Source organism: Bacillus sp. FSL R7-0646 (assembly GCF_037969865.1).
Classification (GTDB): domain Bacteria; phylum Bacillota; class Bacilli; order Bacillales; family Bacillaceae; genus Bacillus; species Bacillus licheniformis.
Window position 1 is genome coordinate 3442745 of sequence record NZ_CP150217.1, and the last position, 19297, is coordinate 3462041.

A 19297-nucleotide genomic window follows, 5' to 3' on the forward strand; every position below is an offset into this window, starting at 1 on the left:
AGAATGAGGATCCCTATAATCACATATATCATGATTGCCCCCCTAGTTTTCCTCCACAATCACAACTGCATTGCTGATCATGATTCGTTTTCCGTCCAGGTCGAATTTCACCTTATTCCCATAGTCATTGACTTCAACATCAAATTTGCCTTTGTATGTTTTGATCTTATTTCCGTTCTGATCGTAGACAGTTGCCGTCCGTTCTAATCCATTATTGGATGCGTTAAAATCCTTCACCATTCTATCCCATGACTCACAACCTGCCGCCAACGCGACAAGCAGCAGAATTACGATTGTGGCAATAGCTTTTTTCATTCTCATGCTCCTTCCACTGGTCAGCCCCCAATATTGGGTTTTGATTGATTACGGCTCCGCCGCCTCCCATCATTTCACCCTTTGAAGTCTTTTCACATCATCAATATTCATTTGATAGTCAGCCTCTCGGACGGCAGCAGCAAATGATTCAATCCCTTTTTCCCAAAGACCGTGACGCTCAATGATTTCCGAAAACTCTTCAACGTCATGCTCGCGGATCCCCCAGCTGTCGGGATCTTCTGCGGGCCCGTACATAGTAACCCATTTGCTTGAGTCATTCGGATCCGGTTCCTCCCATTCCGCGCGGGTAAAATGACAAAGCTCATGATCGACCAGGGCGGCGCGCTGCTCTGGGTTCATCGTCTTCCAGGCTTCCTTATTGATGAATACAAAAAGCATGTAATCGGTCATATGGCGCTCAAAGGCCGTGCATTTTTTTGCCTTCCCGGCCCATTTGTTGTTACCTTCCCGGATGTAAAAACCAATGTGTTTCTTCATCTTTTAAATGTGGGTGATGCTTATCGATTAAACTTTCGGCCAACTGCCGCACCTCTTGTGATTCTTCAAAACCTACAAATGCCATGGTCATTTTCCCCTTTCAATCAATTTCTTTTTGAATATTGCGTCTAATTCAGCCAATGAAAGCTCGTACAGCTGCCGGCCGTCAGGCGTTTTAAAATACCCCATTTTAAGCAGCCGCGCTTTAAGCTCGTCCTTTTTCCTTTCACAATAAAGGGCCTTCATTAATTCATTCACACAAGGCCCCCCTTTAACAGCTCCCGGGCCATATAATGAAAATGGTGATAGATATAGTTTCCGGTCGCGCTCGGATTAATAAAAACGGTTGAGAAATTGTAACGGACTTCAAACGTTTTTAAGCTGCCAAGCAAAGATTGCGGCTTATATTGTGAGCGATATTTTCCGTTCAATATTTTTTGGTAGCCTTCCAGATCCTCCACAAGAAGAGTGAAGGGGTGTTTGGCTGCACGGATCAATTCATTTTCAAACCGAGAACGGTCCTTAATGGATTGAACCAGCTCATCAACTCCATTTTTCCGTTCGATAGCAGCGTTCAAATACATGTCCCGGCTAATCCCGTATTCCTCGTTTTTCGGGATCATGGCAGAATAGTCGCCCGTCTTCATCCCTTTGAATTTGATAGATACGTTCTTTTTGCGGAGATAGTCAAGAACATGCTGGTTCTTCTGCTCCCTCGTATCCACAATAATGATCATGCTGTCGAGAATATTTTTTAATTCTGTATCCGAATAGTTATAGTGAATAATCGTCATGCTTTCTTCCCCTTAAAGTACGACATGGCCCTTTCATAGATTTCTAAAGAGAGTTTGTCCGTTTCTTCATCCTCAAAATTCGCAACGGAGCTGTTCAGATCTCTCCAGCCGTTCTCCCAAAATAGAACAAGCAATCTCGCGGCTTTGATTGCCGCATCCCACTCATGATTGAACCAGTCGTCTATTTTTGGATTCATTTCTTGATCTATGCCCATAAAATAATTGATGATTTTATCAATGGTCTGTTTGACTTTATGATCCTGCACTGAGTATTCACCTTTTAAATACTGGATGATCCGTTTTTTATGTGACTGAACAAATTCCACAAGTTCTGGATAGACGTTCTCCGGATGCTCAATATAAAGGTCATCCCCATCCAGAACTAAAGGTGAACCTAAAAAGGCAAGGTCTTCACAAATTTGTTTTGGGTGCATTGGAATCACCACTTTTTAATGCTATACCGAAAACAAAGAGCTTATTTCCAGTTGATTTTCTAAGATCATATTTTAATTGTCTTAATATTTCATAAAACGTCCGAGTACCGATAAATGAGTTTTCACGTAAACCAAAATATTCTCTACATGCAACATAAAGCAATTTGGCTTCAACCTTCCCACCACAAGAACGAATACATTGGTTTTTAATGAAATCCTCAATAGTATCTGCGCAATTCATTTTTTCACCTCTTTTAAAAAGGGGTTACTAAAAGGGTTATCAAATTAAAATTTCAGTAACCCACTCGAAATCCAGTCATATCAATGGATTGAGACATTTTTTTGATTAAAGGGTTACTGAATTTTTCTATTTCACTATTAAGCTCTATAAATAATAATTAATATATATATTTATTTTTTTATTTATTTTTTTCAGTAGATGGAACATAGAAAATTCAGTAACCTCAGTAACCCCTAAATAATGTAAATCTCTGATAAACCCTTATATATCAACGTTTAAAGCTTCTTTCTATTGATTGAAGTAATCTTATCTGGGTTGCTTTTTGTAGTGATTTCAGTAACCCTTTCAGTAACCCGCCCATCATTATTCTTTAAAAATCTTCCTTCAGCATACTGATTTAATGTTATTCCATGAATAAATGTCTTGTTTTTTGCTCCTTTTGCTTTTTTAAAACCTCGAATTTCTAATTGACGATAAAAGGCACGGTTTTTTAACTCAACATCATCATTTTCATAACACCAATCTTTGTATTCCTTATAGAGTTCCTTTGCTTCGATTTTTGCAGCCGGATGAGTGACACACTTTTCAGCAAGAAAAGGGGCGAGAATGTCCATATCCTCCCGATAGCCATCTGTTGCCTTCTTGATCGCTTCCGGCTCTCCAAGGCCTTCCTTCTGCCACTTCAAACAGCCTTCAACGGCCCAGCGGAGGATCCCAGGCATTTCCGCGGCCAGTTTCTGCGGCAGCTTCTTGTCTACTTTTTCTTTTGGGATCGTGACAGTGAACGGGATTAGCCGGATCCGGCGCCAAATACCTTCATCGCTGCCTTTCACGATCGGTTTATGGTTTGTGGTAAAGAAGACTTTAAATTCCGGCGTAAACTCAAAATATTCCTGGCGCAGGAAACGCGCCGACATCTTTTCGCCGCCGGTGATCTGCTTCACCAACGATTCAGACAGCTGCTGCCCTTCTTCACTCTCAACGGCCGACACAAACCGGGCGCCGTCCAGCCGGGCAATATCATTGTTTATGGCACTATCATTTTTCTTCTTAATGAAGGTGTCACTGTTTGTCTGACGGCCATAGTCCCCGAACAAGTGCTGAACCGTATTGATAAAAGTTGATTTACCATTCCGGCCGTTCCCGAATAGAAAGAACATGACTTGTTCCGTGGTATCCCCGGTCAGTGAATAGCCAATTGCCTTTTGCATGAAATCAATAATTTCATAGTTTGGCGTGCCCTGGTCATCTATAAAAATACTTTCCAAAAAAGTTTTCCAGTTCGGGCAGTCGGCATCAGTTTGATAAGAGATAGGAGATATTTTCGTGAAAAGCAGATCCCGATCATGCGGCAGAAGTTCGCCTGTTTTTAGATCGATCACACCGTTATCGCAATTAAAAAGATATTTGTGGGAATCCAGTTCCTGCTTCCTCACTGAAACCATTGGCCGAACATCTAAAATTGTGTTCATCCGTATGTTGCGGCGCTCGCATTTCTTCGCCCAATCGTTCAGCTGCTTTTTTCGGAATTTGTCTTCTGTGGCCTTAGCCTCGCCGTACAACGCCCGTAATGTCTTAGCGGTAATGGCTTCAATTTTTCGTTTGCTGTCTTCTTCCCATCGCTTGCCGTTCCAGATCAGCCAGTCAAGCTCGTTACAATATCGAATATTCTTTCCGTGGTAGTAGACAACTCGTTCCGCGTTGCCGAGCTCCGTCAAATGAAACGCCGGCGGAGTGTCAATGATCTCTTCGGTATCCTCAACTTGAGAATTTTCGGGATGGGAAATATATACTTCATACGGCTGTTCCTGCTGTTCTTCCAGCAAATCAGAAATTGTCGTATGAGTAGAATAAACGGCCGCGGCAATGGTCATTTCTCCATATGTAGCGCCATCGGATGAATGCTGTCGATCCCATTTCTCCCGGAACAAACCTGATTCGCGAAACATTGAATCCATTTTTGCGGGATCCTTATCCGTCCAGAATGCCAAATGATTACACAAAGCCATATCTGTGGCCGAGTGATCATCATTTATCAGATGACCGTTAAACAGATCCTGAATGCTCTTCCCGTTCTTGCTGTTGAACATCCTTTCCCATATCTCCTTATTAGAGAGGTTGCTCATATCACGGGATGAAGCAGCAGGGAGTTTGGAAGGTTTCGATTCTTCTTTTTTGTCCTTCAAATATTTCTCGAAAAGCTCTTTGAGCTCGTCCGTTCGTTCTTCAACGGCCCCGATCCCGAGACTATTGCCGGTAAAGGTGAAATAACGGCCGTGGCGGTATACTTCCAGCCCAAGTTCAGGATTTTTCCTACCTGTGCCCGGCCCCCGCAATGGGATCTTACCTTTTGTGATAATGTGGACGCCCTTGCCGCTGGGTGAATATTCGGTGTAGCTGCCAATCGCCTGAACAATTTTCTCAGCGAACGGGGACAAGACACCATCCTCCACACAATGATCTATGTCTATGCCGATGAACGGATCATCTTTTGAAAGCATGAAGCCGATCCCGTCATAATCTCGATCGTTATAAAATTTCAAAACGGTCGGGAACGTCGACCAGGTTCTTTTATTACTGGATTGAGCCATGCTGCCATCAATCTGGTAGGGCAATTTTGTTTTCTTACCGTCACGTTCTTCGGAACGCCATAAAATCCACTGAGGGGCGTTTTTTAACTCTTGCGGTATATTCTTAAATTCGTACATGTGATAACTCCCCTTTAAAAACGAGGGAGCTATACACTCCCTCAAATGTGTTTTTTATGATCAAAACGGTACATCATCGTCACTGATATTAATTGGTTCGGTTTCCGGTGCTGGCGCTTCTGACGGCTTAAACGCTTTTACTTCCGGATATTTCTTGCCGTTATGCTCTCTTTCCCCGACAAGCAGGCGAACCGGTTTATTCAGAAACGCCTTGGCCCATTCGATATGATCCTTAAATTGCATTCCGTTTGGAAAACCCGCGGCCTTTGATGCTTGGTGAAATCTCCACATTGCATTTTCCGTAACGGTGAAGTTATCGTATAGGATTTTTTGGCCCTGGCATGGCTGTTCAACGTCAGAACGAATTTCATAATCTACGACAAGGCGCTCATTTCCGGATGCAGCCGTTTTGGCTTCAAAGTTGATAACTGTCGCTTCGTATTCTCCTGGTTTAATCGGTTCAAAAGCTTCACCTTTGCTGTGGTCTACTGTAAACATTATTTTTCCTCCTTAGTCTTTAAAGCTTGTAATCTATCAAGTGCGGCAGATGCCAACTTAATAGTCCATTGATCAAGTTTTTTATTTGCTTTGATCTGAAATTCTTCAATCATCTGGGCGGCTGTTTCGTTGCCGGCGACGATTGTTTTAATTTCATCAATCAATCGAATCCGTTCGGCTTCTTCCTCTGCTTTCACGTCAATACCGAGCTCAAGCCATTGGTAAAGCTTGCGGCCGACTTCTGGATTGAGTTTAAAAGAAGAGCCTTCAAACATGCGGGTATTATCTTTGGAAGTTTCCGCCAAATGATCAATACCAATATTGAAATTGAGCATGAATTCATACTCCATTTCGTCTTTTTGCACAGGCTTGGTCCCGACCTTACGCGGCGCCATTTTCCCCTCACTGTTCGGCTCAACAACGTACTCAGTTTTGGTCCGAAGCGTCGCCAGAATGTGGACGTCATTTTGCGTTAACGTTTTTATTAATTTCGTAGTTTCGGGCGCAAGTTTACCCCAGTTTTGAAATGAGTTACCTTGCATTTCCCCATGTTTTTCAACAATGCCGCCTTCCCCCGCCCAATTGTGGGAAAGCGAGTCAATTATGACAACTTCTGCACCGGCTTCCTTAATTGCTTCAAGAGCCATTTGATACCGTTCTGTGGTATAAGGCGGTGTAAAATCGATGTGCTTGAAGCTGCCAATCCGTACATCATCAAATTGCAAGTTTGCATACAGTTTGGCGCGACGGTGCTCAGTATCCACAACACCAATCTTTGACCAGACTTCCTTATCACTTGCATCCGGGTATGCTTCCCGCATCATTCCGTAAGCGACAAGCAGGGCACCGGCAGTCTTTCCGGATCCACTCGGTCCTATAAAGCCGACAATTGCCTTTTCCTTTTCACGCTGTGCGTTTGTGACTTGAAACATCTATTACACCTCCACTTTGAAGCTTGTGGAGGCAGGTTCTATTTCTACCCCCGGAACAGCTTGTCCATTTTCATCAACGACAACCTTTTTGCCGTCCACCTCTTTGATAGACAGAGATTTTTTAAAGTCGCCCCATTTGACATCTTCTTTGATAAATTCAGTGAGACCAGCCTCTTTCACATGCTTGAGAAGCTGATCCTTATCGGCTGGCTTAGGCTGCTCTTTAATTGTGCGGCTTTTTGACTTACCGTAAGGAGTGGAAAGTGTTTTTGCTTTTGGATCCTGATCGAGCTGCTTTGAGTGATAAACGCTGACCAAGTTTTCAAAGAACGCAAGATTGTCCGCAACAGGTTTGAGCTCCTGCGTTTCCCATTCATCGATCCGCTGCCTTTCGGTTGCCGCCAAAGACTTAATTTCTTTTTCCTGTGTCTTTAAAGCAGCAATTTTCCGGAAAGCCCAATTTAGGCTATTCATATCCGTGATCTCAAACTGTGGACGTTCCTCCTGCGGCGCTTCATTTTTATTTGAAATTTCACTTAATTCAAATGCCTGTAATGGATTCATGTATATACCTCCTGTATTGATTTTGTATTAAACACCATTTAAAATGATGTTGTGAGTTTTGTTTTTAGTCGCCTCTGCCAAGGCGGCTTTTTTATTCATAAGCTGACGGATAAAATGCAGTCATTTGAATTTTCCTGTTAATTTCAGTCTCGTACCAAAAGCTATTATCATAGGAACGCTGATTAATCTCTGTGTTCAAATTTTCAGCGGCATCTTTCACGTTTTGAAGAGCTGCCTTTTCATTTTTACAGTGATAGACAATGTCAATCCTCCCACCATTTCTCAATGCATATTCGACAAGGTGCAATACTGAGTCAATCTGTTTTTGATCCATTTTCATCCTCCTTTTCTACCTCGTCTTTCAAATATTCCAAAGGATATCCGTAACGGTTGATCTCCGTGACCATTGGATGTTCAATATTCATTGAAACGATCTCCTTACAGTTGAAACGTTTAATCCCCTGTTCGCAAATTTGGACGCGATTTCGTGAAGCCGAACAACCTGTTCCGGGTGCTCCATCCGTTTAAGATCCTTGCAATTTAAAATGATTGTTGCCGCAATTTCTACACATCCTTCAAAATCATGTTCCTCGATCGCGGCAGGCAATTCCGCAATAAGATCTCGCGTTGAAATGAACAGCCTTTCCGCCTTTTCGCGGTCAGTTTTTAGAAATCGGTTTAGGTTCATACCCGTACCACCTTTCTTTATTGGTATAATGTTCCTACCATCTAAGATAGGAGTGTATTTATTTGGAGATCTCAACAATTCTGTCAATAATTGCAGTAGTCATTTCTTTATTTACATTGGCTGTTCACTTACTAAAATACTTCTCTACTTTTCCGAAACTAGAAATAAATGTGTTAGATGCTTTTTTATTCAAAGTCATCAAAGGTAACGATCGCTACGGGAAACCTTACAGATTAATACTTGAGCTCAGTCTCGTGAATAAAAGCGAACAACCTATATCCATTTACGAATACCAATTTACCTCTTCAAAATTTGAGGACCCTGTCTTTTACAAGGGACATCATAGACCTGGAAAAAAATATATTATTTCTCAAATTGGTGATGAAGAAGCATCAATTGAAATAGCCGAGTTTAAAAATTTAAAACCACCTGTAAATTTGAGCCCTTACTCTTCAGAATATGGACTAATAATATTTTTGACGATTCCTTACTTGAGTAATACAACGAACGAAATTGATGGAGAATTAACAATTAAAACATCAAGAAAAGACTATACAATTCCTGTAAAAGCAAGAAGAAGCGATTTTATAAAAGCGACAGAATTAATGCAGTAAGAGACAGAATGACACAAATACTACTGACTATAATTCCAATTAAATGAAATCTTCTGCTATCCATATGATCACCCCGAACCTTTTCAACCTCTGTTGCCGCAGGGGTTGATTTATTTTGTTTTTCCATTTTCCTACCTCCTTTTGATTTTTAGATATGCTTCTTCACAAATGCTTGATAAATCTTCATAAAACGTTCCGCCTCGCTTAAAGCAAGCCATTCTTTTGTTTTGATCTTCATTTTCTCACCTCCCTTCAATGGGTCATAACATCTATAGCAATGTCGTTTTTATCAGCGAATTCTTCAAACAGACTTTTTTGTCCTGAGGCTCTTCCTAAATCACTAACTGTCGATACTAAGGTAACCATGAATAAAGTGATATCCGGATTCTGATAATCCCAAAGGAAATCGAATACCTCTTCTTCCGTTCCTATGCAATTGTCTATTCCTTTTTCTTTGACAGCATGCATGGTACTGAAATAGTCTTTCATTCCAAACTTTTCACCATCATACTGCTTACGGATGGGGAACATCTGCATCAATTCTCCGGGTGTAAGCTTTCCTATTACGGTTTGAATGAACTCAATTAAACGCAGCTTTACTTCTAGGAAACGGCGTGATCTAGCCTTCTCCAGGTTGATCATCTTGATTCCAGCAAACGCGATTTTCTTGAAATCGTCTGTATCAATTTGATTAGTTCTTTGTATTTTTCTCGCACTCTCAATTACCGCTTTTTGAAACATCCTGTGGTAGATTGAGTAGTGGTCTGGCTTTCGAGTACCCTCGATCACTTTGAGTTGTGTTTTCATGAAAATCCTCCTCATTTGCTTAGTCCGCAGGGGCATCTTCCTCTTTTACTAGGAATGCTAGTCATCTTCCCCTACAATCACAATGTGATCTAATGCGAAGCGGAGACAGGAATCAATTAATTTATGTAACTTGATACCTGTTTCTGCACTTAAATCTTTTAACTGTTGATGTGTATCTGTACTAATCACCACAACTTTTTGCGCTTTTTCGGGCTGTTCACGTTTTAGTTCTAGTGTGCATGTCATGATAAACCCTCCTCATTTTTTAGGTCTGCATGATATTTAATTGCCATTGGTATTTTGATGTGATGGTCAGTGTATGTCGTTTCATTCCCTTGAGCTGTTGCTTTTTTTGAGTAACAGCTATCCACACTTCTTCAATCTTGAAATAGATCATTCAGAGTGCAGCCAAACAATTTGGTAAGCGCCTTTGCTTCTCTTAAAGTAAATTCCTTTTTCCCACGTTCCTTTTCATGGTAGGTCTGTGGATGAATACCGATTTTTCGAGCGACATCTTTTTGATACAATCCACGTTCTCGACGAGCAACGTAGAGTTTATGTATCATGACGCCTCACCCACACCGTACTTAATGGCCATTTCCTTCACGATCGCTAGATAAATTTCAGTCAAGCGAGCATCATCGCCAATAACGTCCATTTTGTTTACCTTGTCTATTTTTGACTTAGGCACACCGTTTAAGGCCATTTCGGATTTCTTATTCGTAAGCCTAATGGATAAACGACATCTCGCTCTATCTTCCAACAATTGATAACTTTCTTTCCTAACATCTGCATAGGCTTGGAAACCGCCTTTTGATAGCGCAATAGCATTGATGATCTTGTTCACTTTCTTTTTCCATTCAGTAGGATTAAGCGAAAGAACTTCTTTAATGTTGTCTTGCTTCTTTTCAACAGCATCAAGGCGTTTGTCTTGTTCCTGCTGCTTTAGTTGTGTACGGGCTACTGAATCAAAAATTTGCTTGAACATTTGTAGTTCAGGGCTTAACTGGGATGTATCAATTTGAGTTTGCTTGACGTTGTAATACTCATCCAAAAGCATTTCATAAGCGTCCCAGGCTTGATCGGTATTTAGTGACTTCGCATGAAGCCATGCACCTTTTTCCGTCCAAAGGTAGAGCGTTTGGGCGTTTTTTGAACCATCCTCAATTTGCGTATGGTTGATAAAATCCCGTTTTTCCTTCCCTTGCAAAGAGTAAAAATGTTTCCCTTCTTTAAAGCGATTTATGTTACGTTTAAAATTCTCGGAGATCCGACGGTTATTCGTCCCATAGCTTTCTGCCAACTGGGCTGTTGTTAAAACACGTTGGTTATTCTTTTCAATAATTGATAGATTCATTGTTTTCTCCTTTCTATCTCCCTTTCTGCTAAACTATTGATTGAAGGGAGGTGTATCAGTAATGAGTGAAACAGGTGAAGAGTTACATAATCATCCAGATGCCTTCGATTATTTAACTCCTGGCGAACAAAAACATTTAACTAGTTGGATTGAGACTAATCTCAAACCCACCAAAACCTTTAATGACCGTCGCACCTCTTATGGTTTGAAACATTTGTTTGAAGACACTGGTGGCTTCTATATAGGTAACGGCGCATTTAAAGGTGCGATGATAAAGTGCGGGTTCAAAGCGAAAGATGAATCAGCACTTAATTGGGTATTTAACGTATCCGAAAGATCGGTTAATCAGACTCGTATTCGAGCAAATCGTTTAAAGTAACCTTTACGCACTCCCATTCTTCGAAGGCAAGGACGCCTTGTTCTTTTAACAGGTTTGCTAAATACGTCTTACCTGTAGGTGCCTGCTTCCCCGTTATTAAGATGGGAGTGCCTTCTTTTATAGCAGTTCCAATTTCTTGTTTTTGTACCCTACTCAACCAACCAGGTAAGTTTAATTCAGATTCAGCTAAGAGCTTCTCGTCCTTTACCTTAAACTGTCTATTTATGCTCATTTTTGATTTGCCTCCTACGAAATTTTCGTTGTTTCCAAATCGGAAACTTTTTTAGCAAAAAAAATATCAATTTTTTCTCTTTTTATTCCAAGTCTATTAGATATTAGGGAGAAATCTTCCACTGTCAAAGCTATTTTCCCATTCTCTTTTTTGGAATACGTACCTTTAGAAATGCCAAGGAAGTCAGCCATGTCTTGCACAGTTAGACCTCTGGCAATTCTTTCTGCTTTCAAACGATTGTAATTAAACTTCATTTTTTCACCCACTTTCGTTTGTTGTTAGGTCCATAATAATATCAAGTTTCCTAATTGTCAACTATTAGCTCAAAAAAACACAAAAAATATTTTTAACCCTAATTATTGTTTCCTTAAAGGAAACATGTTATTATCTGATTGAAAGGAGGTGCTAGCATGAGAAATTCAATTGAAATAGCACAGTATATAAAAAAGATAAGGGAAAGAAAGGGTCTATCTGCGGTAGAACTTGCCAATAGGGTTGGTGTTACGAAAGGGACTATTTCGAGATACGAAAGTGGAACAAGAAAAATTCCGATGGATGACATACCTAAATTCGCAAGTGTTTTAGATATTTCTCCTGTTGACATTTTGATTGAATCGAGAGATGAACCAGTAGAGATCAACTCAACCAAATACCCATACTACCCGATAGGCATATCCGCCGGCCTTCCTTTATGCATAGACAGCATAGATGAAAACAATGTGGAGTATATCTCAATACCGGACAACCTTATGGGCAAATGGGCAGGTAGGAAAGACATCTTTATGATGCGGATTAATGGAGATAGCATGAATAGGATTATGCCCCACGACTCACTGATTGCAGTAAGGCCTGTACCATTATCCAATCTACGCGATGGAGATATAGTGGTTTACAGTGACGGCGGGGATTATGCTGTCAAGAGATTTTACCGCAGGGAAGATAAAGTTATATTTAGGCCTGATTCTTCCGATTTAAGTTTTACGGATTACGTAACATCTGCTGATAACATCGATTTAAGAATTCACGGAAAAGTAGTTCTATATATCGCAGAATTAGATTAAGTTGTTAGCGCTAAAAATTTAATCACAGGCGGGACGATCACCCGCCTTTTTTTAAAGGAGTGAATTTAGTATGCCTGTCTATAAAGACAAGGAAAGGGGAACATATTATTTTATCATATCCTATACAAACAGAAATGGAGAATACAAACAGATAAAAAGAAGAGGATTTAAATCAAGCGGAGAAGCGAAGAGGGCTGAAGCAGAAACCCTTTTACGACTAGAAACTGACGACGGAGAAAATGAAGATAATCCAACTTTTGAATTTGTCGCAAAAGAATACTTGAAATGGTACAAAAAAAGAAGAAAGGCATCATCATATTTAAAAACAAGTAGCATTATAAATACTCACTTGATACCAAGGTTCGGGAGCAAGAAAATTAACAACATTCGTTCAAGGGACATAATGCGTTTTCAGAATGATTTGCTTGATAGATATGCCGTTGCGCACGTCAAAAAGATACATCAAGTTTTATCGGCTGTATTTAACTTTGCGATTAAACAAGAGTACACAAAAGATAATCCAGCACGTTTAGCAGGAAATGTGGATATAGAAGAAGATAAACACATCAATTATTGGACGTTAGACGAGTTTAAAGCGTTTATTCAACACGTAGATGATCAGTTATATTATGCACTTTTTATGACACTCTATTATAGCGGTATGCGAAAGGGAGAGTTATTAGCTCTCACATGGGGAGATATTGATTTTGACAGTAACACTATAAATATCGATAAGACCGTTTATAACCGAATAGTGACTAAACCAAAAACAACATCGTCTATACGAAAAATCATGATGCCTAAACACGTAATGAGGTTATTAGCTCAATTAAAAGCAAAAACCAAGACAAAAATGACATATGTAGTATTTGGGGAATTTCATGACCACATTTCAACTACAACACTAGATAGAAAATACGCTGAATACGTTAAGGCGGCAAAGGTTAAAAAAATTCGTCTACATGATTTCCGCCATTCACATGCTAGCTATTTAATTAACAGGAACACAATCCCATCTGTCGTGGCAAAAAGGCTCGGTCACAAGGATGTGGGCACAACACTCAACATATACAGCCATTTATATCCGAGCACAGAAAAAGAAGCCGTCCTCAAAATGGAAGACGACTTCAAGACTGCTGAAATTATTCACCTTAAAGAAGCTTGATACTCTAGCGCGTAAAAATTCTTACCACAATTCTTACCACGGTTTCATAAACCCTATCAAATCAACCTTAAAACTCAAAAGATGGAGACGGTGGGAGTCGAACCCACGTCCAGAAACGTCGATTGCTTCAGCGTCTACGAGCGTAGCCCTGCATATTTAGTTTCGCTCATCTTCGTGCCTGCGGGCGGGCCCTCGGAGAGCTAGTCTGATGAGTCTCTTCCTGCGCCCTCAGACGGGGGCGCAAGCGTAGCCTACTTCGTTATGGGCTCTTAACCGGCACATAGGCGATGCGGGCAAGAGCTCGCTGCGCTAATTAGGCAGCTAGTGCTAAGTTCTGGTTAGATTTGCCAGTTATATTTAGGTGCGTTTTTACGAGATCGCCTCTCGGCTCGCAGCTCAAGCTCGATCCGTCCCTGTCGAATCCGTAACGTCCCCTTGGATGAAAAGGAAGCCGGATAACTGGCTGCATCACTATTATAACAAGATCACGCGTCAATTCCAAATGGTAATGTCTGTGATCACGTTCATATAGGATAACATGAGTTCTGGCTTTAGATCAAGCCTTTTTGCCTGTCGCGGAACGCTCTTTCGATTTCGCGTTTGGCGTCTTTGCGCTTCAAGTCTTCGCGTTTGTCGAACTTCTTCTTCCCTTTTCCGAGACCGAGCAGCACTTTTGCGAAGCCGTTCTTCAAATAAATCTTGAGCGGTACGAGCGAATATCCCTGCTCTTTCGTCAAACCGATCAATTTGTTGATCTGCTTGCGGTGCATCAAAAGCTTTCTCGTTCGCAACGGATCATGGTTGTAGCGGTTCCCCTGCTCATACGGGCTGATGTGCATATTGTGGAGGAACACTTCTCCGCGTTCAATTTTGGCAAACGCGTCCTTTAAATTCACCCGACCGGCGCGAATGGACTTGATTTCCGTTCCTTGAAGCACGATGCCTGTTTCGTATGTTTCTTCTATGAAATAATCGTGATTTGCTTTTTTATTTTGGGAAACAACCTTCCCTTCTCCCTTTGGCATACGGCAACCTCCTCCCGCCTTCAATCTCACTAAAGGGCGGCGAATACGTATTATTCTATCAAATGAACGTTCGTCTTACAATTTCGCCGCCCTTTTTTTGACGTGTGCCGTCTATTTTTTCTTTTTCTTGCGTTTTTGTTTCGGCGCGTTTTGAAAACCGCGTTTTTTCTTTACTTTTTTCTTTTTCGGCTTGGTGAACCATTCCCCTTTGTCAGCCGATGGAGCCTCTCTTTTTGAAGCCTTTTTCTGCTTTGGCTCCGGCTTCTGCCGGCGGCGGGAGCCTTTCATGCCGACGATTTCAAAATCGATGTTCCGCTCGTCTTTATTGACGTCAACGACGCGGACCGTAATCTCATCGCCGATCCGGTACACGTTGCCCGTGCGCTCGCCGATCATCGCGTAGTGCTGTTCATCATAACGGTAGAAATCATCCGTCATAAAGCTGACGTGGACAAGCCCTTCGATCGTGTTCGGCAGCTCGACGAACATGCCGAAGTTCGTGACGGAGCTGATGACGCCGTCAAATTCTTCACCGATCTTATCCAGCATAAATTCGGTTTTTTTCAGATCGTCCGTTTCCCGCTCCGCATCTACGGCATTGCGTTCCATATTTGACGTATGCTCGGCGATCTCAGGCAGTTTCTCGGCCCATTTTTCCCTTGTCGCTTCGTCTGTCTTGCCCTGAATCAAATAGGTCCTGATCAGTCTGTGGACGATTAAGTCAGGATAGCGGCGAATCGGAGACGTGAAATGCGTGTAGAATTCAGTCGACAAGCCGAAGTGCCCCAGGCTTTGCGGATCGTATTTCGCCTGTTTCATCGACCTGAGCATAACCGTTGAAATTACGGCTTCTTCAGGACGATCCCTGACTTCTTCAAGCACGCTTTGCAGCGCTTTCGGATGGATACTTCCCGCCGTTCCTTTGACGACATAGCCGAATGTCGTAACGAACTCCAAAAATCTCTGCAGCTTTTCCTGATCTGGATCTTCGTGAATCCGGTAAATAAACGGAACATTCATCCAATGAAAGTGCTCAGCGACCGTTTCATTGGCGACAAGCATAAATTCTTCAATCAGCTTTTCAGCAGTCGACCGTTCTCTCAAGACGACGTCCTTCGCTTTTCCTTCTTCGTCGACGAGAACCTTCGCTTCCTTAAAGTCAAAGTCGACGGCTCCGCGTTCCATCCGCTTGCCGCGCAGAATCGCAGCCAAGTCTTCCATGTCTTTAAACATCGGGACAAGGGCCTCATACTTCTGTTTCAGCTCTTCATCATCATCGACTAAAATTTTGTTCACATCAGAATAAGTCATCCGCTCGGTCGTTTTAATGACGCTTTGAAAAATTTCGTGCTCGACGACTTGCCCTTGAGGATTAATGAGCATTTCGCATGACATTGTCAGCCTGTCGACCTTCGGATTCAAGGAGCAGATTCCATTTGACAGCCTGTGCGGGATCATCGGAATCACCCGGTCGACAAGGTAGACGCTCGTGCCGCGTTCATACGCTTCCTGGTCAATCGGAGATCCTTCCGTTACATAATGGCTGACGTCGGCAATGTGGACGCCGAGTTTATAATGGCCGTTTTTGAGTTTTGTGACGGTAACGGCATCGTCCAAGTCTTTGGCATCTGCGCCGTCGATCGTGACGATCGTTTGATCGCGCAGATCCCGTCTGCCTTCAAGATCTTTCTCATCGATTGTATCAGGCGTATTGCCGGCCTGTTCCATCGCCTCAGCCGGAAAGTCTCCCGGGAGGCCGTGCTTATGAATAATCGAAAGAATGTCGATGCCGGGATCGTTTTTATGACCGAGAATCTCGATGACTTCCCCTTCTGCACTCATCCGGCCTTCAGGATAGCTTGTCAGGCGGACGACGACTTTATGACCCTCGACGGCGCCGTTTTTGGCGTGCTTCGGAATAAAGATGTCATTCGTGATTTTTTTATCGTCGGGAATGACGAAGCCGAAGTTTTTCGTCTCTGTGTATGTGCCGACAATCTTCTGAATGTTGCGCTCGATGATGCGGATGATGGCCCCTTCTTTTTTTGTACCGCCGGATTCTGTGCTCAGGCGGACGAGCACGGTATCTCCGTTCATTGCTGTGTTCAGCTCAGACGGCGGAATGAAGACATCGTCAAGCGAGGAGTCTTCGGGAAGGACAAACGCGAAGCCTTTCGCGTGCGCCGACACCTTCCCTTTGATCAGATTCATTTTTTCGGGCAAACCGTAGCGGTTGCTTCTCGTTCTGACGACAAGCCCTTTTTCTTCAAGGGTTACAAGAGCTTTGACGAGCTCTTTGTATTCGTCCGAATCGGTGATTTCCAGCATCTCTTCCAGTTCCTGAACTGTAAGAGGTTTATATGCTTCTTCTTTCATAAAGGAGAGAAGCTTATCCATAAATTCTTCTTTTTCCACTAATCAGACCTCCTTATGTCTGCCAATCCAACGTTTCTAAAAATTGATACACATCCTTGTGCAGTGTTTCGCGTTCTTTATCCAATGTGATGGCATGACCTGATTCTTCATACCATTTCAGCTGCTTATCATCCGTTTCAACTTCATTGTAGATGATGTTTGCGCTATCCGTATTAATCATATGATCGTGGCGCGCCTGCACGACAAATGTAGGCGAATAGATCATGTCCACATGCTCTCTGACATCGGCAATCAAATCCTGCAGTGCTTTCAACGTGTTCATCGGCGTTTTTTTGAATTCTTCCATCTCAGCGTTAATCTGCTCCGCTGTCTTGCCTTCAAATTTCTTATAATTGCGGGCATAATCAAGCACACCCTCGTACATCGTCTCTTCGCTTTTGATGTACATCGGCGCGCACATTGGAACAATTCCCTTTATGGGTACAGTGTAACCCAATTTCAATGAAAAAACCCCTCCGAGAGACAGTCCGCAAGCGGCGATTTGTTCATATCCTTCCGATTTCAGATATTCATATCCGTCCATGACGTCTTTCCACCAGTCTTCCGGTCCTGTGGAGAGAAGTTCTTCTGGAGGCACGCCGTGGCCTTTATATTGGGGCGCATGGCATGTGTAGCCTTTTTCATTCAAATATCTTCCGAGCATTCTAACGTCCGCCGTGTTGCCCGTAAATCCGTGCAGCAGCAGGACGGCTTTTTTTCCGCCTTTAAATGTGAAAGGTTGTGGTTTGACAATTTTCATGATTCACTGTCTCCTTTTCATATGTATTCTTCCACGTTTAGTCTTGAAACAAACTTTATCAATCGGCCGGCCCCTTCAGACAAAGACCGGCAAATAGGAAAAAGGCCTGACTTGAACATCAGACCTCATGCTTCATTGTCTTATACAAAGTAAGCAAGCGCAATCGTTAAGAAAAAGAAAAGCACGGTTAAAACGACCGTCATCCGGTGAAGAATCAAATCAAGTCCTCTTGCTTTCTGCTTTCCGAAAAGCTGCTCGGCTCCGCCGGAAATCGCGCCTGATAATCCGGCGCTTTTGCCGGATTGCAGTAAAACGACAACGATTAATACGATACTTACAATCACTAATAAGACCGTTAAAAATGCGGCCATAACCTACACCTCCAGACAAACTGGCTGACAATAGTTTTATTTTACATGAAAAGCAAGCGCATGTCACGAGCGTTTCGAACAGCTTTTTTTATTTTTTCCCAGCGCCGGAATAAGGTATACAAAAAAAGAGAGCGGCTCTGCTCCCTTTCCTGCGGAATATGTAATCACATTTATTTCTTTTCTGACAGTGCCGCCATCATATCTTCCAGGAGCATTTCCGCTCCGCGCGGGCTGAGTACGATTTTGCCGCCCGCATACGTTTTATTTTTCGTGGTGATGTCGCCGGTCATCAAACATGCCATGTTTGCGGCGTATTTTGTCAAAATGATGTTTTCGCCGTCGGTATATATTTCGAGCGGGTCCTTTTCATTGATATTCAGCACCCTGCGCATTTCGACCGGGAGAACGACTCTGCCGAGCTCATCGATTCTCCGGACAATCCCGGTATTTTTCACGTTTGAAAAGCCTCCTTTTCTCCTTTCTTTATTGACTTTTGTCAACATCTTTATAATAAAAGAGATCTTCAAATTTTTTGTTGAAATACTGAATCATCTTTCCGATCACAAGTTGTCCGGGCCTCCTTTCGCCATTTAAAACTCTGCTGAGTGTCGCCGGGGATACGCCGATTTCAATGGCAAGCTGATTTAAGGAGAGATTGTGTTCAATCATGTACTGGAGAACAAAATCTCTTTTGATATGAATCTTTTTTACCATGATTACTCCCCTTTCTAATCTCTTATGTTTCTTTTTATCTACATTGAACATATACGATTTGTTAACTTTTGTCAATACTTTTACCATCCATATGTTTCCTATAGGCAATATTCGTACTAAAATATTTTATAATAAGAGATTGCGAGGTTTTGGCCATGACGAACTTTGGACACCATTTACGACAATTAAGGGAACGGAAAAAACTGACCGTCAATCAACTGGCGATGTATTCCGGCGTCAGTTCGGCAGGCATTTCGCGAATCGAAAACGGAAAGCGCGGCGTGCCGAAGCCGGCGACGATCAGAAAACTGGCGGACGCTTTGAAAGTCCCGTATGAGGAACTGATGGCATCTGCAGGCTATATCAGCGCGTCTACAGTCCAGGAAGCAAGAAGCAGCTATGATTCCATTTACGACATCGTGTCACAGTACGATTTAGAGGACCTTTCTCTGTTTGACAGCGAAAAGTGGAAGGTGCTTTCAAAAAAAGACATCGAAAACCTGGACAAATATTTCGACTTTCTCGTGCAGGAAGCAAGCAGCCGAAACAAAAACTGAATACTTCTCCGCGGCACACTCTCCTCTCTATCATTTTCGTCTGTTTACGATCCTGCTGTTATTTTATCCCTTATGTTAACTTTTGTCAATATTTTTCCTGTCTAAGTATTTCCTATAGTCAACATTTGTATTAAAATGTTCATATCATGAATTTGCGGGGGGGGGGAT

General features: G+C 42.3%; 31 protein-coding genes and 1 other RNA gene. 5 read left to right on the forward strand and 27 right to left on the reverse strand.

The genetic code is table 11. The features are described from left to right. Positions 1-42: 42 nt before the first annotated feature. The 13 genes from MKY62_RS17960 to MKY62_RS18020 all read right to left on the reverse strand — a co-directional run bounded on the left by MKY62_RS17960 (position 43) and on the right by MKY62_RS18020 (position 7672). Positions 43-315 carry a DUF5052 family protein gene (locus MKY62_RS17960; protein WP_011198316.1) on the reverse strand — a complete coding sequence of 91 codons (273 nt, stop codon included), beginning with the start codon at positions 313-315 and terminating at the stop codon, positions 43-45. A 69-nt stretch (positions 316-384) separates the two neighbouring features. Further along, the gene (locus MKY62_RS17965; RefSeq protein ID WP_011201737.1) at positions 385-813 is read right to left on the reverse strand and encodes a putative metallopeptidase; all 429 of its coding nucleotides are present in this window, start codon (positions 811-813) and stop codon (positions 385-387) included. After that, positions 776-898, reverse strand: a complete 123-nt coding sequence (locus tag MKY62_RS17970) for a hypothetical protein (protein WP_257227968.1) — start codon at positions 896-898, stop codon at positions 776-778. Before MKY62_RS17970 ends, MKY62_RS17965 begins: the two co-directional genes overlap by 38 nt. Before the next feature lie 2 nt (positions 899-900). Next, positions 901-1071 (reverse strand): Fur-regulated basic protein FbpA, encoded by a 171-nt coding sequence (locus MKY62_RS17975; protein ID WP_009329251.1) that lies wholly within the window; start codon positions 1069-1071, stop codon positions 901-903. Beyond that, positions 1068-1607, reverse strand: coding sequence for an ERCC4 domain-containing protein (locus MKY62_RS17980; protein WP_009329253.1), 540 nt, complete (start codon positions 1605-1607; stop codon positions 1068-1070). Before MKY62_RS17980 ends, MKY62_RS17975 begins: the two co-directional genes overlap by 4 nt. After that, on the reverse strand, positions 1604-2041 hold the full coding sequence (locus MKY62_RS17985; RefSeq protein WP_011198317.1) for a hypothetical protein: 438 nt from the start codon (positions 2039-2041) through the stop codon (positions 1604-1606). The genes MKY62_RS17980 and MKY62_RS17985 overlap by 4 nt, the downstream gene beginning before the upstream one ends. Continuing rightward, positions 2019-2282 carry a hypothetical protein gene (locus MKY62_RS17990; protein WP_016886542.1) on the reverse strand — a complete coding sequence of 88 codons (264 nt, stop codon included), beginning with the start codon at positions 2280-2282 and terminating at the stop codon, positions 2019-2021. Before MKY62_RS17990 ends, MKY62_RS17985 begins: the two co-directional genes overlap by 23 nt. Positions 2283-2557: 275 nt before the next feature. After that, on the reverse strand, positions 2558-4990 hold the full coding sequence (locus MKY62_RS17995) for a phage/plasmid primase, P4 family (protein ID WP_016886541.1): 2433 nt from the start codon (positions 4988-4990) through the stop codon (positions 2558-2560). Between the two features lie 60 nt (positions 4991-5050). Further along, positions 5051-5488: a DUF669 domain-containing protein gene (locus MKY62_RS18000; protein ID WP_003185383.1), complete on the reverse strand. Its 438-nt coding sequence runs from the start codon at positions 5486-5488 to the stop codon at positions 5051-5053. Then, the gene (locus MKY62_RS18005) at positions 5488-6420 is read right to left on the reverse strand and encodes an AAA family ATPase (protein WP_011198320.1); all 933 of its coding nucleotides are present in this window, start codon (positions 6418-6420) and stop codon (positions 5488-5490) included. Before MKY62_RS18005 ends, MKY62_RS18000 begins: the two co-directional genes overlap by 1 nt. A 3-nt stretch (positions 6421-6423) precedes the next feature. After that, positions 6424-6984, reverse strand: a complete 561-nt coding sequence (locus tag MKY62_RS18010) for a host-nuclease inhibitor Gam family protein (RefSeq protein WP_016886540.1) — start codon at positions 6982-6984, stop codon at positions 6424-6426. Between the two features lie 91 nt (positions 6985-7075). Then, the gene (locus MKY62_RS18015) at positions 7076-7318 is read right to left on the reverse strand and encodes a hypothetical protein (protein ID WP_011198322.1); all 243 of its coding nucleotides are present in this window, start codon (positions 7316-7318) and stop codon (positions 7076-7078) included. An 87-nt stretch (positions 7319-7405) separates the two neighbouring features. Next, a complete protein-coding gene (locus MKY62_RS18020; protein ID WP_009330095.1) occupies positions 7406-7672 on the reverse strand; it encodes a YqaH family protein in 267 nt (88 codons plus the stop codon). A gap of 62 nt (positions 7673-7734) precedes the next feature. Between MKY62_RS18020 and MKY62_RS18025 the strand changes: the two genes are divergently transcribed. Continuing rightward, on the forward strand, positions 7735-8286 hold the full coding sequence (locus MKY62_RS18025) for a hypothetical protein (RefSeq protein ID WP_016886538.1): 552 nt from the start codon (positions 7735-7737) through the stop codon (positions 8284-8286). Here MKY62_RS18025 and MKY62_RS18030 read toward each other — a convergent pair. The 5 genes from MKY62_RS18030 to MKY62_RS18050 form a co-directional block, all read right to left on the reverse strand. Beyond that, the gene (locus MKY62_RS18030; protein ID WP_155266364.1) at positions 8258-8413 is read right to left on the reverse strand and encodes a hypothetical protein; all 156 of its coding nucleotides are present in this window, start codon (positions 8411-8413) and stop codon (positions 8258-8260) included. The genes MKY62_RS18025 and MKY62_RS18030 overlap by 29 nt on opposite strands. Positions 8414-8538: 125 nt before the next feature. Next, positions 8539-9093, reverse strand: a complete 555-nt coding sequence (locus tag MKY62_RS18035) for a hypothetical protein (RefSeq protein WP_003185401.1) — start codon at positions 9091-9093, stop codon at positions 8539-8541. 57 nt (positions 9094-9150) lie between these two features. Then, a complete protein-coding gene (locus tag MKY62_RS18040) occupies positions 9151-9339 on the reverse strand; it encodes a hypothetical protein (protein WP_016886536.1) in 189 nt (62 codons plus the stop codon). Between the two features lie 131 nt (positions 9340-9470). Next, complete coding sequence (locus MKY62_RS18045) at positions 9471-9659, reverse strand: helix-turn-helix domain-containing protein (RefSeq protein WP_003185403.1); 189 nt, start codon at positions 9657-9659, stop codon at positions 9471-9473. After that, positions 9656-10450, reverse strand: a complete 795-nt coding sequence (locus MKY62_RS18050) for an ORF6N domain-containing protein (RefSeq protein ID WP_016886535.1) — start codon at positions 10448-10450, stop codon at positions 9656-9658. Before MKY62_RS18050 ends, MKY62_RS18045 begins: the two co-directional genes overlap by 4 nt. A 61-nt stretch (positions 10451-10511) precedes the next feature. Here MKY62_RS18050 and MKY62_RS18055 point away from each other — a divergent pair, with 61 nt between their 5' ends. After that, the gene (locus MKY62_RS18055) at positions 10512-10829 is read left to right on the forward strand and encodes a hypothetical protein (RefSeq protein ID WP_016886534.1); all 318 of its coding nucleotides are present in this window, start codon (positions 10512-10514) and stop codon (positions 10827-10829) included. Here MKY62_RS18055 and MKY62_RS18060 read toward each other — a convergent pair. Both MKY62_RS18060 and MKY62_RS18065 read right to left on the reverse strand, forming a co-directional pair. Beyond that, complete coding sequence (locus MKY62_RS18060) at positions 10792-11061, reverse strand: hypothetical protein (RefSeq protein ID WP_016886533.1); 270 nt, start codon at positions 11059-11061, stop codon at positions 10792-10794. The genes MKY62_RS18055 and MKY62_RS18060 overlap by 38 nt on opposite strands. Before the next feature lie 14 nt (positions 11062-11075). Continuing rightward, positions 11076-11315 (reverse strand): helix-turn-helix transcriptional regulator, encoded by a 240-nt coding sequence (locus MKY62_RS18065; protein ID WP_016886532.1) that lies wholly within the window; start codon positions 11313-11315, stop codon positions 11076-11078. 156 nt (positions 11316-11471) lie between these two features. Between MKY62_RS18065 and MKY62_RS18070 the strand changes: the two genes are divergently transcribed. After that, positions 11472-12122 carry a LexA family transcriptional regulator gene (locus MKY62_RS18070; protein WP_016886531.1) on the forward strand — a complete coding sequence of 217 codons (651 nt, stop codon included), beginning with the start codon at positions 11472-11474 and terminating at the stop codon, positions 12120-12122. A gap of 70 nt (positions 12123-12192) precedes the next feature. Continuing rightward, complete coding sequence (locus tag MKY62_RS18075) at positions 12193-13287, forward strand: site-specific integrase (RefSeq protein WP_003185410.1); 1095 nt, start codon at positions 12193-12195, stop codon at positions 13285-13287. A gap of 79 nt (positions 13288-13366) precedes the next feature. Here MKY62_RS18075 and ssrA read toward each other — a convergent pair. The 7 genes from ssrA to MKY62_RS18110 form a co-directional block, all read right to left on the reverse strand. Then, positions 13367-13722: a transfer-messenger RNA gene (gene ssrA, locus MKY62_RS18080) on the reverse strand. A 116-nt stretch (positions 13723-13838) separates the two neighbouring features. After that, positions 13839-14312, reverse strand: coding sequence for an SsrA-binding protein SmpB (smpB, locus tag MKY62_RS18085; protein WP_009329604.1), 474 nt, complete (start codon positions 14310-14312; stop codon positions 13839-13841). A 111-nt stretch (positions 14313-14423) separates the two neighbouring features. Then, the gene (gene rnr, locus MKY62_RS18090) at positions 14424-16727 is read right to left on the reverse strand and encodes a ribonuclease R (protein ID WP_003185414.1); all 2304 of its coding nucleotides are present in this window, start codon (positions 16725-16727) and stop codon (positions 14424-14426) included. Positions 16728-16740: 13 nt separating this feature from the next. Next, positions 16741-17487 (reverse strand): carboxylesterase, encoded by a 747-nt coding sequence (locus MKY62_RS18095; RefSeq protein ID WP_011198329.1) that lies wholly within the window; start codon positions 17485-17487, stop codon positions 16741-16743. 140 nt (positions 17488-17627) lie between these two features. Further along, on the reverse strand, positions 17628-17858 hold the full coding sequence (secG, locus tag MKY62_RS18100; protein ID WP_003185418.1) for a preprotein translocase subunit SecG: 231 nt from the start codon (positions 17856-17858) through the stop codon (positions 17628-17630). Positions 17859-18028: 170 nt separating this feature from the next. Next, a complete protein-coding gene (locus MKY62_RS18105; RefSeq protein WP_003185421.1) occupies positions 18029-18313 on the reverse strand; it encodes an AbrB/MazE/SpoVT family DNA-binding domain-containing protein in 285 nt (94 codons plus the stop codon). A 28-nt stretch (positions 18314-18341) separates the two neighbouring features. Then, positions 18342-18575: a helix-turn-helix transcriptional regulator gene (locus MKY62_RS18110; protein ID WP_085959538.1), complete on the reverse strand. Its 234-nt coding sequence runs from the start codon at positions 18573-18575 to the stop codon at positions 18342-18344. A 152-nt stretch (positions 18576-18727) separates the two neighbouring features. Between MKY62_RS18110 and MKY62_RS18115 the strand changes: the two genes are divergently transcribed. Continuing rightward, complete coding sequence (locus tag MKY62_RS18115; protein WP_009329609.1) at positions 18728-19129, forward strand: transcriptional regulator; 402 nt, start codon at positions 18728-18730, stop codon at positions 19127-19129. Positions 19130-19297: the final 168 nt, after the last annotated feature.

Coding starts and splice junctions, on each gene's coding strand:
- MKY62_RS18045 (WP_003185403.1), bottom strand. CDS start 9,659: ATGATACATAAACTCTACGTTGCTCGTCGAGAACGTGGATTGTATCAA.
- MKY62_RS18095 (WP_011198329.1), bottom strand. CDS start 17,487: ATGAAAATTGTCAAACCACAACCTTTCACATTTAAAGGCGGAAAAAAA.
- MKY62_RS17985 (WP_011198317.1), bottom strand. CDS start 2,041: ATGCACCCAAAACAAATTTGTGAAGACCTTGCCTTTTTAGGTTCACCT.
- secG (WP_003185418.1), bottom strand. CDS start 17,858: ATGGCCGCATTTTTAACGGTCTTATTAGTGATTGTAAGTATCGTATTA.
- MKY62_RS18070 (WP_016886531.1), top strand. CDS start 11,472: ATGAGAAATTCAATTGAAATAGCACAGTATATAAAAAAGATAAGGGAA.
- MKY62_RS18015 (WP_011198322.1), bottom strand. CDS start 7,318: ATGGATCAAAAACAGATTGACTCAGTATTGCACCTTGTCGAATATGCA.
- MKY62_RS18055 (WP_016886534.1), top strand. CDS start 10,512: ATGAGTGAAACAGGTGAAGAGTTACATAATCATCCAGATGCCTTCGAT.
- smpB (WP_009329604.1), bottom strand. CDS start 14,312: ATGCCAAAGGGAGAAGGGAAGGTTGTTTCCCAAAATAAAAAAGCAAAT.
- MKY62_RS17995 (WP_016886541.1), bottom strand. CDS start 4,990: ATGTACGAATTTAAGAATATACCGCAAGAGTTAAAAAACGCCCCTCAG.
- MKY62_RS18005 (WP_011198320.1), bottom strand. CDS start 6,420: ATGTTTCAAGTCACAAACGCACAGCGTGAAAAGGAAAAGGCAATTGTC.
- MKY62_RS18000 (WP_003185383.1), bottom strand. CDS start 5,488: ATGTTTACAGTAGACCACAGCAAAGGTGAAGCTTTTGAACCGATTAAA.
- MKY62_RS18065 (WP_016886532.1), bottom strand. CDS start 11,315: ATGAAGTTTAATTACAATCGTTTGAAAGCAGAAAGAATTGCCAGAGGT.
- MKY62_RS18075 (WP_003185410.1), top strand. CDS start 12,193: ATGCCTGTCTATAAAGACAAGGAAAGGGGAACATATTATTTTATCATA.
- MKY62_RS17990 (WP_016886542.1), bottom strand. CDS start 2,282: ATGAATTGCGCAGATACTATTGAGGATTTCATTAAAAACCAATGTATT.
- MKY62_RS18010 (WP_016886540.1), bottom strand. CDS start 6,984: ATGAATCCATTACAGGCATTTGAATTAAGTGAAATTTCAAATAAAAAT.
- MKY62_RS18050 (WP_016886535.1), bottom strand. CDS start 10,450: ATGAATCTATCAATTATTGAAAAGAATAACCAACGTGTTTTAACAACA.
- MKY62_RS18115 (WP_009329609.1), top strand. CDS start 18,728: ATGACGAACTTTGGACACCATTTACGACAATTAAGGGAACGGAAAAAA.
- MKY62_RS17970 (WP_257227968.1), bottom strand. CDS start 898: ATGGCATTTGTAGGTTTTGAAGAATCACAAGAGGTGCGGCAGTTGGCC.
- MKY62_RS17980 (WP_009329253.1), bottom strand. CDS start 1,607: ATGACGATTATTCACTATAACTATTCGGATACAGAATTAAAAAATATT.
- MKY62_RS18060 (WP_016886533.1), bottom strand. CDS start 11,061: ATGAGCATAAATAGACAGTTTAAGGTAAAGGACGAGAAGCTCTTAGCT.
- MKY62_RS18040 (WP_016886536.1), bottom strand. CDS start 9,339: ATGACATGCACACTAGAACTAAAACGTGAACAGCCCGAAAAAGCGCAA.
- MKY62_RS18020 (WP_009330095.1), bottom strand. CDS start 7,672: ATGAACCTAAACCGATTTCTAAAAACTGACCGCGAAAAGGCGGAAAGG.
- MKY62_RS17960 (WP_011198316.1), bottom strand. CDS start 315: ATGAAAAAAGCTATTGCCACAATCGTAATTCTGCTGCTTGTCGCGTTG.
- MKY62_RS17965 (WP_011201737.1), bottom strand. CDS start 813: ATGAAGAAACACATTGGTTTTTACATCCGGGAAGGTAACAACAAATGG.
- MKY62_RS18030 (WP_155266364.1), bottom strand. CDS start 8,413: ATGGAAAAACAAAATAAATCAACCCCTGCGGCAACAGAGGTTGAAAAG.
- MKY62_RS18035 (WP_003185401.1), bottom strand. CDS start 9,093: ATGAAAACACAACTCAAAGTGATCGAGGGTACTCGAAAGCCAGACCAC.